General features: G+C 61.0%; 19 protein-coding genes and 1 other RNA gene. 7 read left to right on the top strand and 13 right to left on the bottom strand.

Annotated features, from left to right (window positions below; all coding sequences use genetic code 11):
- Positions 1-58 precede the first annotated feature (58 nt).
- The 3 genes from F3J08_RS09975 to ahpC form a co-directional block, all read right to left on the bottom strand.
- Positions 59-1,171, bottom strand: a complete 1,113-nt coding sequence (locus F3J08_RS09975; protein ID WP_166929684.1) for a DNA topoisomerase IB — start codon at positions 1,169-1,171, stop codon at positions 59-61.
- Between the two features lie 139 nt (positions 1,172-1,310).
- Complete coding sequence (ahpF, locus tag F3J08_RS09970) at positions 1,311-2,870, bottom strand: alkyl hydroperoxide reductase subunit F (protein ID WP_166929682.1); 1,560 nt, start codon at positions 2,868-2,870, stop codon at positions 1,311-1,313.
- 83 nt (positions 2,871-2,953) lie between these two features.
- Positions 2,954-3,517 (bottom strand): alkyl hydroperoxide reductase subunit C, encoded by a 564-nt coding sequence (ahpC, locus tag F3J08_RS09965; protein WP_023979070.1) that lies wholly within the window; start codon positions 3,515-3,517, stop codon positions 2,954-2,956.
- 143 nt (positions 3,518-3,660) lie between these two features.
- On the opposite strand from ahpC, the gene F3J08_RS09960 reads away from it, so the two are divergent.
- Positions 3,661-4,602, top strand: coding sequence for a hydrogen peroxide-inducible genes activator (locus F3J08_RS09960; RefSeq protein ID WP_122038986.1), 942 nt, complete (start codon positions 3,661-3,663; stop codon positions 4,600-4,602).
- A gap of 112 nt (positions 4,603-4,714) precedes the next feature.
- On the opposite strand, the gene F3J08_RS09955 is transcribed toward F3J08_RS09960, so the two are convergent.
- Entirely contained in the window at positions 4,715-5,326 is a 612-nt protein-coding gene (locus tag F3J08_RS09955; RefSeq protein WP_205527839.1) for a hypothetical protein, read from the bottom strand.
- Between the two features lie 638 nt (positions 5,327-5,964).
- A complete protein-coding gene (locus F3J08_RS09950; RefSeq protein ID WP_166929680.1) occupies positions 5,965-6,177 on the bottom strand; it encodes a hypothetical protein in 213 nt (70 codons plus the stop codon).
- A 178-nt stretch (positions 6,178-6,355) separates the two neighbouring features.
- On the opposite strand from F3J08_RS09950, the gene F3J08_RS09945 reads away from it, so the two are divergent.
- Positions 6,356-6,733: a hypothetical protein gene (locus F3J08_RS09945; RefSeq protein ID WP_166929678.1), complete on the top strand. Its 378-nt coding sequence runs from the start codon at positions 6,356-6,358 to the stop codon at positions 6,731-6,733.
- A 103-nt stretch (positions 6,734-6,836) separates the two neighbouring features.
- Here F3J08_RS09945 and F3J08_RS09940 read toward each other — a convergent pair whose 3' ends face one another.
- Positions 6,837-7,082: a hypothetical protein gene (locus tag F3J08_RS09940; RefSeq protein WP_166929676.1), complete on the bottom strand. Its 246-nt coding sequence runs from the start codon at positions 7,080-7,082 to the stop codon at positions 6,837-6,839.
- 4 nt (positions 7,083-7,086) lie between these two features.
- Positions 7,087-7,995: an FAD-dependent thymidylate synthase gene (gene thyX, locus F3J08_RS09935; protein WP_062164076.1), complete on the bottom strand. Its 909-nt coding sequence runs from the start codon at positions 7,993-7,995 to the stop codon at positions 7,087-7,089.
- 171 nt (positions 7,996-8,166) lie between these two features.
- Between thyX and ssrA the strand changes: the two genes are divergently transcribed.
- Positions 8,167-8,499: a transfer-messenger RNA gene (ssrA, locus tag F3J08_RS09930) on the top strand.
- Between the two features lie 250 nt (positions 8,500-8,749).
- The gene (locus tag F3J08_RS09925; RefSeq protein WP_166929674.1) at positions 8,750-9,274 is read left to right on the top strand and encodes an SspB family protein; all 525 of its coding nucleotides are present in this window, start codon (positions 8,750-8,752) and stop codon (positions 9,272-9,274) included.
- A 107-nt stretch (positions 9,275-9,381) separates the two neighbouring features.
- Here the strand turns inward: F3J08_RS09925 and F3J08_RS09920 are convergent, their stop codons facing one another.
- Positions 9,382-9,999 carry a TetR/AcrR family transcriptional regulator gene (locus F3J08_RS09920; RefSeq protein ID WP_166929672.1) on the bottom strand — a complete coding sequence of 206 codons (618 nt, stop codon included), beginning with the start codon at positions 9,997-9,999 and terminating at the stop codon, positions 9,382-9,384.
- 17 nt (positions 10,000-10,016) lie between these two features.
- Between F3J08_RS09920 and F3J08_RS09915 the strand changes: the two genes are divergently transcribed.
- The 3 genes from F3J08_RS09915 to F3J08_RS09905 are packed head-to-tail and all read left to right on the top strand — an operon-like array spanning position 10,017 to position 12,145.
- Positions 10,017-10,583 carry a hydrolase gene (locus F3J08_RS09915; protein ID WP_122038900.1) on the top strand — a complete coding sequence of 189 codons (567 nt, stop codon included), beginning with the start codon at positions 10,017-10,019 and terminating at the stop codon, positions 10,581-10,583.
- On the top strand, positions 10,580-11,719 hold the full coding sequence (locus F3J08_RS09910) for an AbrB family transcriptional regulator (RefSeq protein ID WP_166929670.1): 1,140 nt from the start codon (positions 10,580-10,582) through the stop codon (positions 11,717-11,719). Before F3J08_RS09915 ends, F3J08_RS09910 begins: the two co-directional genes overlap by 4 nt.
- 33 nt (positions 11,720-11,752) lie before the next feature.
- The gene (locus F3J08_RS09905) at positions 11,753-12,145 is read left to right on the top strand and encodes a VOC family protein (RefSeq protein WP_062164071.1); all 393 of its coding nucleotides are present in this window, start codon (positions 11,753-11,755) and stop codon (positions 12,143-12,145) included.
- Between the two features lie 81 nt (positions 12,146-12,226).
- Here F3J08_RS09905 and F3J08_RS09900 read toward each other — a convergent pair whose 3' ends face one another.
- The 5 genes from F3J08_RS09900 to F3J08_RS09880 all read right to left on the bottom strand — a co-directional run bounded on the left by F3J08_RS09900 (position 12,227) and on the right by F3J08_RS09880 (position 15,270).
- Positions 12,227-12,451 (bottom strand): hypothetical protein, encoded by a 225-nt coding sequence (locus tag F3J08_RS09900; RefSeq protein ID WP_023979083.1) that lies wholly within the window; start codon positions 12,449-12,451, stop codon positions 12,227-12,229.
- A 151-nt stretch (positions 12,452-12,602) separates the two neighbouring features.
- The gene (locus F3J08_RS09895) at positions 12,603-13,229 is read right to left on the bottom strand and encodes a YceI family protein (protein WP_205206900.1); all 627 of its coding nucleotides are present in this window, start codon (positions 13,227-13,229) and stop codon (positions 12,603-12,605) included.
- Entirely contained in the window at positions 13,229-13,852 is a 624-nt protein-coding gene (locus F3J08_RS09890) for a cytochrome b (protein ID WP_240149265.1), read from the bottom strand. Before F3J08_RS09890 ends, F3J08_RS09895 begins: the two co-directional genes overlap by 1 nt.
- Before the next feature lie 163 nt (positions 13,853-14,015).
- Complete coding sequence (locus F3J08_RS09885) at positions 14,016-14,627, bottom strand: YceI family protein (protein ID WP_166929668.1); 612 nt, start codon at positions 14,625-14,627, stop codon at positions 14,016-14,018.
- A gap of 31 nt (positions 14,628-14,658) precedes the next feature.
- On the bottom strand, positions 14,659-15,270 hold the full coding sequence (locus F3J08_RS09880; RefSeq protein ID WP_122038905.1) for an FMN-dependent NADH-azoreductase: 612 nt from the start codon (positions 15,268-15,270) through the stop codon (positions 14,659-14,661).
- Between the last annotated feature and the right edge of the window lie 58 nt (positions 15,271-15,328).

The following is a 15,328-nucleotide window of genomic DNA, read 5'->3' as shown; positions in this document are numbered from 1 at the left end:
AGACCGATCCCTTTACCTGCAAAACTTCCAATCCGGCAGACACAAAGCGGGACGCGGGTCAGGGTTTCTTGCGAGACGATGGTCTTTTGGCAGGTTTGTCTAGCAAGCGGCTCAGATACCCCACCATGAGCGCCTCATCGGCGCTCAGGCTCGTGCGTGCACTCTCCTGTTCAAGCAGGGTCTCGGCCTGACGGGCAAAGGCTTCGCGCAGACTTCCGTCGAGATAGCCGGTCAGGATCTGGGGATGGATATAACATTTGCGGCACACGGAAGGGGTGTTCCCCAGTTGGGACGCGACATGCTCGATCGTGCGCAGGATGTTTTTCTTGGCCCGGGCTCGGCTGTCGCTTGCCTCGAGACTGGAGAGCGTCAGCGCCGCAAGATGGGTCGCCGCCCAGGTCCGGAAATCCTTGGCAGTGATATCCTCTCCGCTGATTTCCTGCAGATAGGCGTTCACGTCCTGGGAATGGATCTCGTGCGGTTCGCCCTCATCATCGAGATACTGGAACAGCTTCTGTCCGGGCAGATCCTGCAGCCGGGAAATCACGCGGACGAGTTTGGGGTCATGCACGTCAAGATGTGCCTCGATTCCGTGTTTGCCCCTGAAGTCCAGCGCCAGCTTTCCTCCCTCGATATGCGCATGCCTGTGCCTGAGTGTGGTCAGCCCAAAGCTGCGATTATCCCGGGCATAGGTCTCGTTGCCAATACGCGCCATTGTGCGCTCCATAAGCCGCACCACAGCGGCCAGCACGCGCGCCCGGTTGAGGCTGGGATGTCTGAGGTCGTCATCCACGCGCTGTCGTATCAGAGGCAGCTTGTCGCCAAAGACCAGCATACGGGCAAATTTGTCCTCGTCACGGATCAGGCGCCATCTGGGGTGGTAGCGATATTGCAGCCGGTTCCGGCTATCCTTGCCCACCGCCTGCAGATGCCCCTTCGGGTTGGCGCAAATCCATACGTCCCGATAGGCAGGAGGAATTGCGAGCCCCTTGATGCGTGTGAGTTCTTCCGGGGCGGTGATACGATCTCCCGAAGGGTCACGATAGAAAAAACCCTTACCCGCACGGTGGCGGGTGATACCGGGGCCGGAGCGATCCACATAGGTCAGGCGAGCGGACCGGGCATGTTGGCGCGCCTCCTGCTCGGCACTCGCTGTTGTCTGGCTTTGCATGGCGCCCATTCTCCCGCTTTGCGCGGGTTAGTCCCCGTGCATGGGTGGAGAAAAGCGCAACAGGGGCAGGAGGGTTCCCCCTCCTGCCCCTGCCCTGCAAGGGCACGGCCTGACCCGTGCCCGATTGGCCCCGCAGGCGTTACTCGGCAGGCAAACGGATCAGATAGTCGAAGGCGGAAAGGGCGCTCTTCGCTCCCTCGCCCACGGCAATCACGATCTGCTTGTAGGGCGTCGTCGTCGCATCGCCTGCGGCAAAGACGCCCGGCACAGAAGTTGCGCCGTGATCATCAACCTTGATCTCACCGAAATCGTTCAGTGCCAGCGTATTGCGCAGCCACTCGGTGTTGGGCAGCAGCCCGATCTGGACGAACACGCCTTCCAGATCGATCCTGTGGTCCTTGCCATCGCCACCGCGATAGGTCAGGCCGTTGACCTTGCTGCCATCACCTTCAATGCGGCTCGTCAGCGCCTCGGTCAGAACCGTCACATTGGGCAGGCTGCGCAGCTTGTCTTGCAACACCTTGTCAGCCTTCAGCTTGGAGCTGCGCTGCAACAACGTTACATGACCGACGATACCCGCCAGATCGATGGCCGCCTCGACACCACTATTGCCGCCGCCAGCCACGGCAACACGCTTGCCCTTGTAGAACGGGCCATCACAATGCGGGCAATAGGCCACACCCTTGGTGCGATACTGCTCCTCACCCGGCACACCCAGCTGACGCCAGTGAGCCCCTGTGGTCAGGATAACCGTGCGGCTGTGCAGGATCGCACCGCTCTCAAGCGCGATGCCATGAAGCCCACCCAGTCGTGCGGCGGGAAAAAGTTCCTTGGCACGCTGACCGGAGATGATCTCCACATCATAGCTGCGCACATGGGCTTCGAGCTGGGCGGAGAGCTTGGGTCCCTCGGTTTCCTTGATCGAGATGAAGTTCTCGATTCCGGCCGTGTCCATGACCTGACCACCGAAGCGATCAGCCACGAGCCCCGTCCGCAGTCCCTTGCGTGCTGCGTAAATGGCAGCTGACGCGCCGGCAGGGCCGCTGCCGATGATCAGCACATCGAAGGCAGGCATGTCCTTCAGACGCTCTGCCGCACGACGCGGGGCGTCGTCATCCAGCTTGGCGAGGATCTGGTTCACATCCATGCGGCCAGAGCCAAAGGCCATGCCATTCAGATAGACCTGCGGCACAGTCATGATGTTCTTCGATGCCACTTCCTCCTGGAACAGGGCACCGTCGATGGTCGTGACATTGATAGCCGGGTTGATCACGCTCATGGCGTTCAGGGCCTGCACCACATCAGGGCAGTTCTGGCACGACAGCGAGACGAAGATCTCGAAGCGGAACTCGCCTGCGAGCCCCTTGATCTGCTCGGCAATCGCCGGCTCGATCTTGGGCGGATGGCCACCCGCCTGAAGCAATGCCAGCACGAAGGAAGTGAATTCATGCCCCATCGGGATGGCCGCAAAATTCACGCCATGTCGGCTGTCGCCACGACGGATCAGGAAGGACGGACGACGCTCGCTGACACCGTCTTCCGAATAGGTCACTTTATCGGAAAGGGCAGCAACTTCCTGAAGGAGTTCACCCATCTCCCGCGCTTTCGCGCTCCCGTCGAGGGACGCTTCAAGCACGACCGGGTGGCCCAGATTGGCGAGATAGGTCGAAAGCTGTGACTTGATGGGGTCCTGCAACATCAGGCTGATCCTGCTCTTTCCGAAAAACTGCGCCGGATGATCCCGGCGGGGTTGGCCCGGCGTGGAAGCCGGGCCAGACGACCTCAGATCTTGCCGATCAGGTCGAGCGACGGGGACAGGGTGGCTTCACCCTCTTTCCACTTCGCAGGGCAGACTTCGCCCGGATGCGACGCCACATACTGGGCTGCGCGGATCTTCTCGATCAGCTCGGCAGCCGAGCGACCGACGCCACCGGAAGTGACTTCGATGTACTGGATCTTGCCTTCCGGATCGATCAGGAACGTGCCGCGATCGGCCATTCCGGCTTCCTCGATCATGACATCGAAGTTGCGGCTGATCGTGCCCGTCGGGTCGGCCAGCATCACATACTTGATCTTGCCGATGGCCGGCGACGTGTCGTGCCATGCCTTGTGTGTGAAGTGCTTGTCGGTGGAGACCGAGTAGATCTCGACGCCAAGCTGCTTGAAGGTCTCGTAATTCTCGGCAAGGTCTTCAAGTTCGGTCGGGCAGACGAAGGTGAAGTCAGCGGGGTAGAAGAAGAATACAGACCACTTCCCCTTCACATCGGCTTCAGACACCTTGATGAACTTGCCATCATGATAGGCGTCGGTCTCGAAAGGCTTCACGGTCGAATTGATGCGTGGCATGCGATATGCTCCCTTTTCACATCTCTGTTTGATGACGGGCTCGTTGTCCCACGAACACGAACGCCCCGGAAATCGTTTCTGTCAATGGCAGATATAGGCAAAACCGCTTTCACAAACCGGTCACATTGGTCTTATCTATGGATATGACCTATATTCCTCTTTCCGGGCTTTCCCTGCGTGACATCGAGTATGTGGTGGCTGTCGATGATCTTCGCAATTTCTCGCGTGCCGCCGAACGATGCGGTGTCAGCCAGGCCGGATTGTCGGAACAGGTCCGCAAGCTAGAAATGCTGCTCGACGTCACACTGTTCGAGCGCTCACGCCGCCATGTAGCCCCCACACCCGATGGTATCCGGCTCATCGCCATGGGCCGCGAGGTTCTGGCCTCGGCCCGCGCCATGATCGAGGCAGCCCGTGCCCGCACGGGTCCGCTGGAAGGATTGCTGCGCATCGGCGTTATCGCAACGCTGGGCCCCTATTATGTGCCCAGCCTTCTACCCCTGTTGCGCCGGTCCTATCCGGAACTGAAATTGCAGCTGACCGAAAGTCTGACCAACACGATGCTGGCCCGCCTGCGCCAGAACGAGTTGGATCTCGTCTTTGCAGCCTTACCCGTTTCGGGAGAGAGCTTCGAGACCGCGCCTCTGTTTGAGGAGCCCTTTCTGGCCGTGTTCCCTCGCACGCACCCATTGGCAGAGCGGGAAACACTCGCCATGCAGGATCTCGCGGGTGATCACGGCGAAAACGGCTTGCTGCTGCTCGAGGACGGCCATTGCCTGCGCGACCAGGCGCTGGCTGTCTGCGGTATGATGCCCATGCGCGACCAGCAGCGCCTTGCAACCAGTCTGGAGATGCTCTGGCACATGATCGGTGCCGGTGAGGGCTATTCGCTCATCCCGCAGCTTGCCCTGCGCAATCGCGCCGAATGGGACGAACTCGTTGTCACGCGCGCGCTTCCCTCGGCCAGCCGTCAGATCGGTCTGGTCTGGCGCAGTTCAGACCCGCGTGGCCCGGCCTTTCGCGAATTTGCGTCCTTTCTCAGCCATCATATCCCCGAGGGCTGCCGGCAGGTTGACGCTGCCTAAGACGACCCGTGAAACGGCGAGACGCGCCTCGGCCAATACCGCGTCTGCCGTCGTCCCGGACGAGTGGCATCGAGCATAATAAGGTCGACCATCTCGCCGACCGTGAGAGGGCCTAGAAAAGCCAGCTCCAGAATCCCTTGTCCTTGAGGTCGTTCTCACAGCTGGCATATTGCGCGGCATAGACGTTGGCCCGTGCACCTACCTTGCGCGCGACAGTCGTGAGCCACCCCTTGCTGGCATAGGATCGCTTGCGGTACCCGCCCCAGCCCTCGTGATAGGCCAGATATTGCCGCATCCCGTCCGTCACGGGCACACGGTTCTGCTTGCGGGTATTGGTTACGTACCAGTTGATGAAATCGAGCGAGTCGGCGAAATTCTCACGACTGGCGCTGGTATCGGTCGCCTTCTGATAGTCCTGCCAGATATCCGTCTTGGCCTGCGGATACCCGTAAGCCGTGGTGACGTAGCCCCAGGGAATGAACCACAGAATGTAGGTGCGCTTCGTATGCAGATTACTGTGGTACCCGGATTCCTGATACATGATCGCCATCGGAACAGAGAATGGCACATTCCATTTCTTCTCCTGACGCAACGCCGCATGATACCAGCCCCGCTTTTCGTGAAAGACCGAGCAGATATCATCAGGATGAGCGGGCGGCGCGGGCGTACAGGCAGCGAGGCTCAAGGGCACGAGGCAACCGCCTGCGAGGCCAAGACGCCTCACCGATTTTCTGGACGACAAGATCGACACCACCCCTCGGAACCTGCTGCCACACCACGCCCCGACATGCCGTCCGGGCGCTTCTGTCATAGCACAAATTATGTCGGGCTTATGGTTGATCGGCTAGCACAGCACCAGCGGCGGAATCGTCCGGTGCCGTGCAGTGCCCTTGGAGAGATGCCAACCCGATCGCCCTGACGCTCCCTCATACAACACAGAGGCTTTAGCCCCTTACTATCGTATCGGGTAACGGGTCGAATGGGGTGGCAGCGGGACGATCCCCTCGTAATCTCGTGAACTGGACCGGGCTCAAGAACAGGCGTGCAGCAATGTCTGATCTCCTGGGGCTTATCCCAGCGAGCAGCGAAGCAAAACCACAGCAGCTGGAGGGCGTCATCCAGGGCTGGATAAACCCGGAGAGATTTGATGCCTCCTAAGCAAAGCCCCTGCCCTGACCGACGTCATCAGGAGCTTTGAAGCCCTGTCCATGATCATGAAGCGGCGAAACCATCCGCCTTCTTACGCTGGGGTCTGGGGTCTGGGGTCTGAAGTATGAGGCCCGACCTTCGCACCTGCCTCGACAACGAACCACTGCCTCCCGATCAGTCTGAGGCGACAAGCCGGGAGGCTTACTGAGCGGTTCAGCGTTCCGTCGTGACGCCGCGCCATTCCTTACGGGGGATGAGCGAGAGATCAGCGGCGCAGCTGCCCACCATGTAGCGATCAGCGTCCCAAGACCAGATTTCAGGGGCGTTTCGTGGCTCCTCGCCGCCATAGGTGGGAAGCGAGGATGTCAGACCAACCGCGCCAGTCTTGATTGCCTCGTACAGGCTGTCCAGTGTCGGATACATCATGGGATTTTGCCTCCTTGTCAGGCGTTTTATTCATCCCCGGTATTGTTTTCCGGGTTGGATGCAGAACCGGCGGCGGGCTTCGGGGTTTCGGTCAGACCCAGGGCGGAATCCCTCACTTTTCCGACAGCGTCACACAGGGGGGATCGTCGCACGCCACCCTTGAGCAGTAATGAAAACCATGACCAGAGACCCAGCTTCCACGAACCCGGCCTCCGCCCATGACACCGTTCATCCTGCAGGCCAAAGGAGCAAGGCCGAGCGCGATGAAGCCGAGCGGCAACGTCGGCTCGGGCTGCTGATCGACCGGTTACCCGCACGCCTCGCGGCAACCGTGCGCTGGCTGCTCGCACCGTCGCGGATCTGGCTCCGTATTCCGGCGGGGCTTCTCTTCATGGTCGGAGGTTGCCTGGCTTTCCTGCCCGTCCTTGGCGTCTGGATGCTGCCTCTGGGCTTTTTTCTGCTGGCCGAAGATATCCCCCTTCTGCGTCGATGGAGCGGCAGACTTCTCGCCTGGATCGAGCATCGTCATCCCGGCTGGATGGGGCTCGACTCCTGATTGCCGCCGTGCCCATACCGGCAAGGTTGGGCGTTCATTTCGCGCAGGGACAATGAGACTGTCCGGCCATCGGCAGGCGCGTAGCCCGGTGGCCGGAATAAACTCAGTGCGTCGGGCTGCCCGCTGGCGCCGGTAGGGGATTGGTACGCACGCACGCCGTCTGCGCCTTTGCAGAAGGATCGCAGAGCGGCAGTTTCTCAGCGGCGGGAATGGGCCAGAACAGCCTAATGCCAAGCGAGATCAGCACCAGAACAAGCGCAACGATCGCCCAGGGCATGATCGAGGGGAGTTTGCGCTGCGGTTCGGAGTCCGGCACCCCGTCCTTCATGATGCGATGCAGATCGCTCACTCGCTCAGCCCTTCACCAGAACGGCCTGCATTTCGTCCCATTCGCGCTTGCTCAACCCTGAATCGGCCTGTGTCACAGTCTCACCGGCCAGCTGGCGCTGCAGCACGGCGATCATGCCTGCCGAGAAGGTGAACGCACCCAGTCGGTAGTCCTCGAAGGCCGATGCCGTGATGGGCACCCAGGCACGCAGGATATCAAGCATCGCCTCGGCATAGACCCGGATCTCATACTGCGCATGGCTGTCAGCACGCAGGCTCAGGAAGTGCAGCAGATTGTGGAGGTCGATCTTCCAGTACCACTGCGTGTAGGTGTTGAGCGTCAGGTTCATGCGCGCAAGCTCACGCGCCAGACCATAGCCCTCGGGGTCGAGCATCGTCTCGTAATTGTCGTAGCAGCGCGAGGCGTCCTGACGCAGCAAGTCCAGCACCTCGGCGGCCTTGTCGGGCGAAAGCGCCTCGGCACGACCCTGACGGTTGGAAACGCTCTGGGCCGAAACCTGCTCGGGATCGGGCAGATAAAACTCGCGGTCGAGAATCGAATAACGCGCCGAATACTCGTTCACGTTCGCCATACGATGGCGAATCCACTGGCGCGCCACGAATACCGGCAGCTTTACGTGGAACTTGATCTCGCACATCTCGAACGGCGTCGAATGACGATGGCGCATCAGATACCGGATCAACCCGGTATCCTCGGACACCTTCTTGGTGCCGCGCCCATAGGACACGCGCGCAGCCTGTACCACCGCGCCATCATCGCCCATGTAATCGACCACACGAACGAAACCGTGGTCGAGCAGCTCGATCGGATTGAAAAGAATCGCCTCCAGGGCAGGCACGGTCGGCCGGCTCGTCTGAGAGGGCGTAAGGCGGGAGGCGTCGATCTCGGCGCGTTGTTCTGGTGTCAGCGGCATAGGCCGAGGCTTACCACAGGAATACCGGCTTAGACACCAGCACTTCGCCTCGCGAGACAATTTGTCCGCTTCCGACACCCCCACATATCAAGTGCCGTCAGGAAACCAGCACTCATGGTTCATCACGATTCAACCGGCTTGGTGTGACGCGCGGAATGCGGCAGCAAACCACCCCTTGCCGGGCGCACAGCAACACCCTATATGCATCGGTGCCGGAGGGCTTGCCCTTGGCTATGGCGATAAACGGTAAGTGGAATAATCGTTACGGACCCGGGGGCAGTGCCCGGCGTCTCCACCATTCCTTCCCGAGGGCTCTGCCCGACGGAAAGTCAGGGGACGAAACAGGCTCGACGTGCGTGGTAAAGACTTATCTTTTGCCCGGCATTGTACCGCCGTTATCGGGCTAAATCACAAGTGCCAATGATAACACAAAGGTGCTCGCTGTCGCTGCATAAGCGATAAGCGCGGTTCGGGAGGGCACCGGGCAACAGAAGCCCTCCCACTTTTCAAATCAACATGAATTCCAGACGGCAACCCCGGAGGCCAGTTCTGCCTGAACAGCCATTGCCGGGAGTTTCAGGTGTTGCGCGCTCGCGCAGAAAGCGTCCTATGATGCGACAGGGCCACACCGTGCAGTCAGGGCGGGTTCTGCCTGCGCATGGGTGAAATACCACGCCTCCCCGCAAGGCCTTGCCATCCCGCATGAAACGTCGCATCCCTGCGTGATCAGTTTTCGCAAGATGGATCTTCCAGAATGAATGATGATCAGGGTGACGGCATGGATCACGAACTGCCAGAAAGCCTGCTGCCTTACGATGAGTGGGTTGAAGACGCCTATCGCGAAGTCATGCTGCGTGCTCTCGATTATGCGGGCGCCGAAGGGCTGCCGGGCGAGCATCATTTCTACCTCACCTTTCTGACCGATTATCCGGGCGTCATCATTCCCGATCGTCTGCGCGCGCAATACCCGCATGACATGACAATCGTGCTGCAACACCAGTTCTGGGATCTGAAGGTGGACCGCGACGCCATGACGGTATCCGTCGGCCTCTCCTTCGGGGGGATCGGCAGCGTTCTGGTCATTCCGTTCGCCGCCATCACAGCCTTTGCCGACCCGCATATCCGTATGGCCCTGCGCTTCACGGTTGCACCGGGCGAAATGGCCGCTGAAACCGACGAATCCGAGGCCGAGCCCGAGGAGGCCGAAGCCAATCATCCGGCAGCCAGCGAGGATGGCCAGGTTGTCAGTCTCGACGCCTTCCGCAAGCGCCCTCACTGAACGCGGCTACCGCGCTTTGATGACACCACCCCCAAAAGGGCGCCCTCGCGGCGTCCTTTTGTCTTTCAGTCGTCCTGCCCGGCACGGCGGCAAACCCGGCTTGTCCCTCAAGCCGCGTTGACTAGCCCCAGAACGAGCTTTTCCATTTCCGTCCTGACATCCGTGTCGGCCTCGCTCCTGACCAGTTGAGGGGCAAGTTTGAGGAGGTGCAGCAGCACGACGCCACGTGCAGCGGCACTGGCTTGCGCTCCGGGTTCTGCCTTCTCCAGAATACGCACCACGCGGCCCTGAAACTGGGCGCGCCACTGCGCCGTATGGTGCTCGGCATCGGGTCGGGCTGCCAGAAGCAGCGTCGTGTAATCGCGCTCCTCGCGCTTATCCAGCCAGACATCGAGCAGCGCACGGGCCAGTTCTTCCCCCGCTCCGGGCTGGACGGTCTCGCAAAGCTGATCGAGCACGGCAAGGCGGTCATGGATGAACCGCTCAAGAAGCGTCGCGGCGATGCTCTCCTTGGTGGGAAAGAAGCGGTAGAGCGACCCGATGGCCGTGCCCGAGCGCGCGGCGATCTCGGTCATGGTCGTCCCATCGACCCCTTTTTCGGCAAAAACCGCCCCGGCAGCATCAAGGATACGCGCCACTCTCTCGCGCCCGCGCTGCCTCTTGGGGGCAATTGCGTTTGACTTATGCGAGGATTCCCTCGCATAAGTAGCGGGTGACGTTTCCATCAGAGAAGGGTTCTCCCATGCTTGCTCTCGATCCCAAGACAACGGCGCTCGTGCTGATCGATCTTCAGAAAGGCATATTGAGTATGCCCGTCACCCCCCATACGGGCCAAGAGGTTCTGTCGCGCAACATGAAACTTGCGGAGCAGGCCCGTCAGGCCGGTGCCCCGGTCATTCTGGTGCATGTCGGCTTTGCCCCGGATTTTGCCGATGCGCCGCCCCATAACGTGGACAAGCCTCTCGCCTCCTCCAGCCCCCTGCCTGCCGACTGGAGCGACTTTGCCCCGGACCTCCAGCAGCCCGGTGATCTGGTTGTGCTCAAGAAGCAATGGGGCGCCTTCACAGGAACCGATCTGGATCTGCAACTCCGCCGTCGGGGCATCCGGACGATCATCCTCGCCGGTATCGCCACGAATTTCGGCGTGGAGTCGACCCTGCGCCACGCCTGGGAACTTGGCTATGATGTGGTCGTGCCCGAGGATGCCTGCACCTCGCTCAATGCCGATCTGCACAGCATGGCGGTAACCCATGTCTTTCCGCGCCTGTGCCGTGTCACACGCAGTGACGAGATCGCGTTCAACGCATGAAAGGTCAGGTGTCGCTCTGGCTGGGGCTGATTGCCCTTTCCGCTCTGCTGGGTGGCGGGCTCACCCTGCTGGGCCTGCCTGCTGCCCTGCTGATCGGCGCGATGGTCGCGGCCATTGCTGTGGCTGTTTCGGGCCGTGTCATCCCGTTGCACCGCACGCTGCCTGTTGTGGCTCAGGCGGTCATCGGGCAGCTCATGGCGCATAGCCTGACCCTTGGCGTTCTGCGCGAGATCCTGTCGCAATGGAGTATCTTCCTGGGCGGGGTGTTCTCGGTCATCGTCATGAGCTTTGCCCTCGGCTGGGTGCTGGCGCGCTTGCGCGTCATGCCCGGTAGTACGGCCCTGTGGGGTGCCTCTCCGGGGGCTGCCACGGCCATGCTGCTGCTTTGCGTGGCCTATGGCGCGGATCAGAGGCTTGTGGCCTTCATGGTGTATCTGCGCGTGTTGCTGGTAACGCTCACGACATCGATCATTGCCCATATCACCAGTTCGCACCGCCCTATGCCGCATGATGCCAGCACCTCTCACGCCAGCCTGACCAGTCAGGTCGGGATGCCGGAAACAGTCCTTCACCTGATCGGCCATGAAGCTGCAACGCTGTGGCCCTGCCTTGCCGTCATCGCCTGCGCGGTTCTGCTGGCGCGTTTCGTCCGTCATGGTGCCGCGCCTTTGCTGCTGAGCATGGCGGGCGGGGTTATCCTTCAGGCTGGTTTCGGCGTGCATTACGCCCTGCCCCATTTCCTGCTTGTCCCTAGCTATATGGTGATTGGCTGGATGGTCGGGCGACGCTTCACCCGCGATGTCATGCACCATGTCTGGCGCACCCTGCCCGCCGTCACGCTTTCGACGCTCATCCTGATTGGCGGTTGCGCCCTGCTGTCCTGGCCCCTTGCCCATATTGCCCATGTGGATGTGCTGAGCGCCTATCTGGCGACGAGCCCCGGCGGCGCTGACTCGATTGCCATTATCGCAGCCTCTACACCCATCAACATGCCTTTCGTCATGGCCATGCAGGTGGCGCGCTTTCTGTCGCTGCTGGTGATTGCGCCGCGCATTGCAACAACACTGGCCCGGTTTCTGCCCCCTGACCCCGATGCTGTCTCTAGTCAGACGGCCCGGAACACTGATAGTGCTTGATGTACGCCCCCGCCAGCCGAGGTTCGATCCTTCATGCGCTTCACTGTTGATCGTCTAGACCACATCGTTCTTACGGTTCGTGACCGTGCACTCTCCGCCAACTGGTATCAGCGTGTCCTCGGGATGGAAATCGAGGAATACGGTCGCAACAACCGTGTCTCCCTGAGCTTCGGTGGCCAGAAGATCAACCTGCGCCCTATCGATTCAGAGGGCTGGACGACAGCGGAATCCGCTGCTCCGGGTGTCAGCGATCTGTGCTTCACCACCGCCATCGACTCGGAAAACATCATCCGTCATCTGGATAAATGCGGTGTGGCCGTCATCGAGGGACCTGTTACCCGTATCGGCGCCCTTGGGCCCATTACGTCGGTCTATATTCATGATCCTGACAGGAACCTGATCGAAATCGCTTCCTATCAGGGGTGAGACTTCACCCTTTTAACAGGTCATGACTGCACGCCAGGGCACTGGCCATCATCGGCCAAGCCCTGACGTGTAGATAGTGCCTTACCAGTTCTTGCTGATCAGCCAGAACTCTTCCGAGGTAAGGGTCACGAGCCCACCACCCGGCAAGCTGGTCTCGGCAGCGGCGCTGGCCAGCGCTTCGATACGCTCGACCATGATCGTCTTGCGGACATGGGTTTCGGACTGTTCCTTCACCTGACCCAGCGCAGTGAGGGCGGATTTGGACGCCTTGGCGACACGGGCGGCATCGAGAGCAGCATAGGACATGGTTTACCTCCGTAAGAAACGTTCCGCCAATCTAGCGGAAAACTGCCATCACTCCACCCCCCGATACGGGGGTGGTTTTCCACGCTGACCTAGCGGGAAGGACATCGCCTCTGACGCAGGCAGCAGCAACCCGTTTAGAGGTACCGCGACCTCAGCCCGCGCGATGCGCTGTCAGATCGAAAACCACCGACACCTCAAGCGCCACCCACTGCCCTGTTGACCACGGCCCCTGCCCCACGCCGAAGCGGCTGCGCAGCAGATCGGCATGGCCTTTCGCATGGGCGGTCTCCCCTGTGACATCCAGGGTGAAGTCCAGCGTCACGGGTTGCGTGACACCGCGCAGGGTGAGTGTGCCGCTGGCCTGATACTGATCGCCCTGAACACGACGGATTGCGCTCGATACAAAGTGGGCTTTCGGGAACGTCGCTGTGTCGAACCAGTCCGATCCGGGCAAGGCCGTGTCACGTTGCCTGTCGCCGGTTTGTGCGCTGGCCGGATCGATTGTCATGTCGATCTGCCCTGTCTCAGGGTGGGCAGGGTCGAGCGCGATCTGCGGCTCATACTGCGTGAAACTTCCCTCAAACGGCGTCCCGGTCTGGGTTCCGGTAAAACCGAACCGGCTATGCGCCTTGTCCACCACCCAGCTTGTGGGCAGCCCCTTCGCAGAGGGGTCGGTGACATTCTGCGCACTGGCGAGGGTCGCTCCTGCCATGGGCACAAGAACTGAAGACAGGGCAATCATCTGCCGCACGGGCAAGGCGCGAAACTGGACATTCATCAACGGGATCTCCGCAGAAATTTCGGTAGCATGCGGGCAAGCACCTCGTCATGCAGCACGAAATGGTGGCGCAGGGCCGCAAACCCATGCAGCACAATGAGCGCAATCAGCAGATAGGCCCCATAGGCATGGATCGCCGAGAAAACAGCCTCGACCGGCTTCTTGTCAGGCAGTGATGAGAGCCATGGCAGATCGGGCCAGGGGATGACGCCAAACAATACGGTCGGGATGGCAAACACCGAACTCGACACAACAGCCCAGCCCGTAAGCGGCAACCCGATCATCTCGGCATACAGGGCAAGATGGGCCAGCCCTGCAAGACGCCTCTCGCCCGGCGCCATGTCCGGGGGCAAAGGCGGTGGCGGACGAACGAACCGCCACATCAGGCGCAGACAGGCGGCGATCAGGATCGTGATGCCAATCGATTTATGCAGTTGATACAGGGCAAACAGTCTGGATGGTCCAAGCGTGAGGTGGACCATGACCAGCCCGATGCCGATCAGCGTGAGGATACCAAGAGCCATGACCCAGTGAAGCGTTACGGCAACCGGGTCATAGCGCCGCATGGGCCCCGCCCCGTCTGCGGGGCGGCTTGTGCTCTGCGGTGCGTCGCGACGAGTCATTCTCTTCTTACCCAACTGACCTGACACATCCCGGCGTCATGCCGCCCGACCGGGGAGCGGCACCGATCCACTCCGAAAAGCCCGGATGTCCCGGGCCCTTGTCAGGCGCGTTATCCGGCATGGGTACCGGGCCTGACTGAGGGGCGTTATGCCCCGCTCAGGACTAGCGCTCGAAAGCCGCAGCGATGTGCAGGGTTACGGCATCGCCCACCAGCGAGACGTAGCGCGACACACCGAAGGCGCTACGAGAGATGGTCGCATTGCCTTCAAACCCGACCGTCTCCTTCTTGTCGAGCGGGTTGACGCCGCTGCCGATCAGCTTCGCCTTGAAGGTGACAGGACGCGTGACGCCATGCAGGGTGAGATCACCACTGATGCTCGCCATGCCTGCGCCATTGCGCACGATATGCGTCGAAACGAAATGCGCCGTCGGGAACTTGTCGGCATCGAACCAGTCCGCGCCCTTGAGTTCACCATCCAGCTTGGCCACCGTGGTCTGGACCGAGGCGATCGGCAGGGTCACATCAAGCTTCGCCGCGTCGATATGGGCCGGATCGAGCGTGAGCGACCCCGATGCCTGCGAGAAGAACCCCGAGAAATTGGTGAACCCCATATGCAGGAGCGTAAAGCCGACCTGAGTATGATAGGGCTCGACCGCATAGGTGCCGGCCTGCACGGCCTTGGGGTCGGGGGTCCCGCCCTTCTGGGCATGAGCCTGCGGCAATGCTGCCAGAGAGGTGACGAGCGTGAGACCGGCGAGGAAAGACTTGTTCACAACCGATGATCCTTGCGTGAGGGTTGACTGATCAGAAAGAGAGGGCGGCGATCTCGGCCCGGGCGGCCTTGAAGGCGGCCTCACGGGCTTCCGGCCCGCGGCTCAGACCTTCGGCACGGATCCAGGTGATGTCTTTCAGGCCCAGAAAGCCCAGGACCGCGCTCATATAGGGCTCCTGATGATCCATGACGGCAGCCGGGTTGCCCGGTGTGTAATTGCCGCCGCGCGTCGAGATCAGCACGACCTTCTTGCCCTGCGGCACAAGGCCGGCGGGACCGTTCTCGCCATAGCTGAACGTCTTGCCTGCCACCACGACACGATCGATCCAGTTCTTGAGCTGGGCCGGGACAGTGAAGTTGTACATCGGCACGGCAATGACGATCACATCGGCGGCAAACAGCTCATCCACATGAGCATTGCCACGCGCCAGATCGGCCTGAATCGTCTCGTCGGTCACCTCAGCGCCGAACCGCGCTGCAACATGACCGGCGCTGAGCACCGGGATCGGGTGCGCAGCCAGATCGTGATAGGTGATTTCAGCGCCGGGATGCGACGCCTTCAGATGGGAGATCGTCTCGGCCGTCAGGACCCGGCTGGCCGAATTGTCACCAAGAATGCTGGAATCGATATGAAGAATCTTCATGGGCTACGCTCCTGAATACAGCGTCGAAGAGGCGACGGGCGGCCCGTATCGGGCCTCA

The sequence above is a fragment of the Asaia sp. As-1742 genome (genome assembly GCF_011753235.1).
Classification (GTDB): Bacteria; Pseudomonadota; Alphaproteobacteria; order Acetobacterales; family Acetobacteraceae; genus Asaia; species Asaia bogorensis_B.
This window is presented reverse-complemented; position numbering and strand designations above follow the sequence as displayed.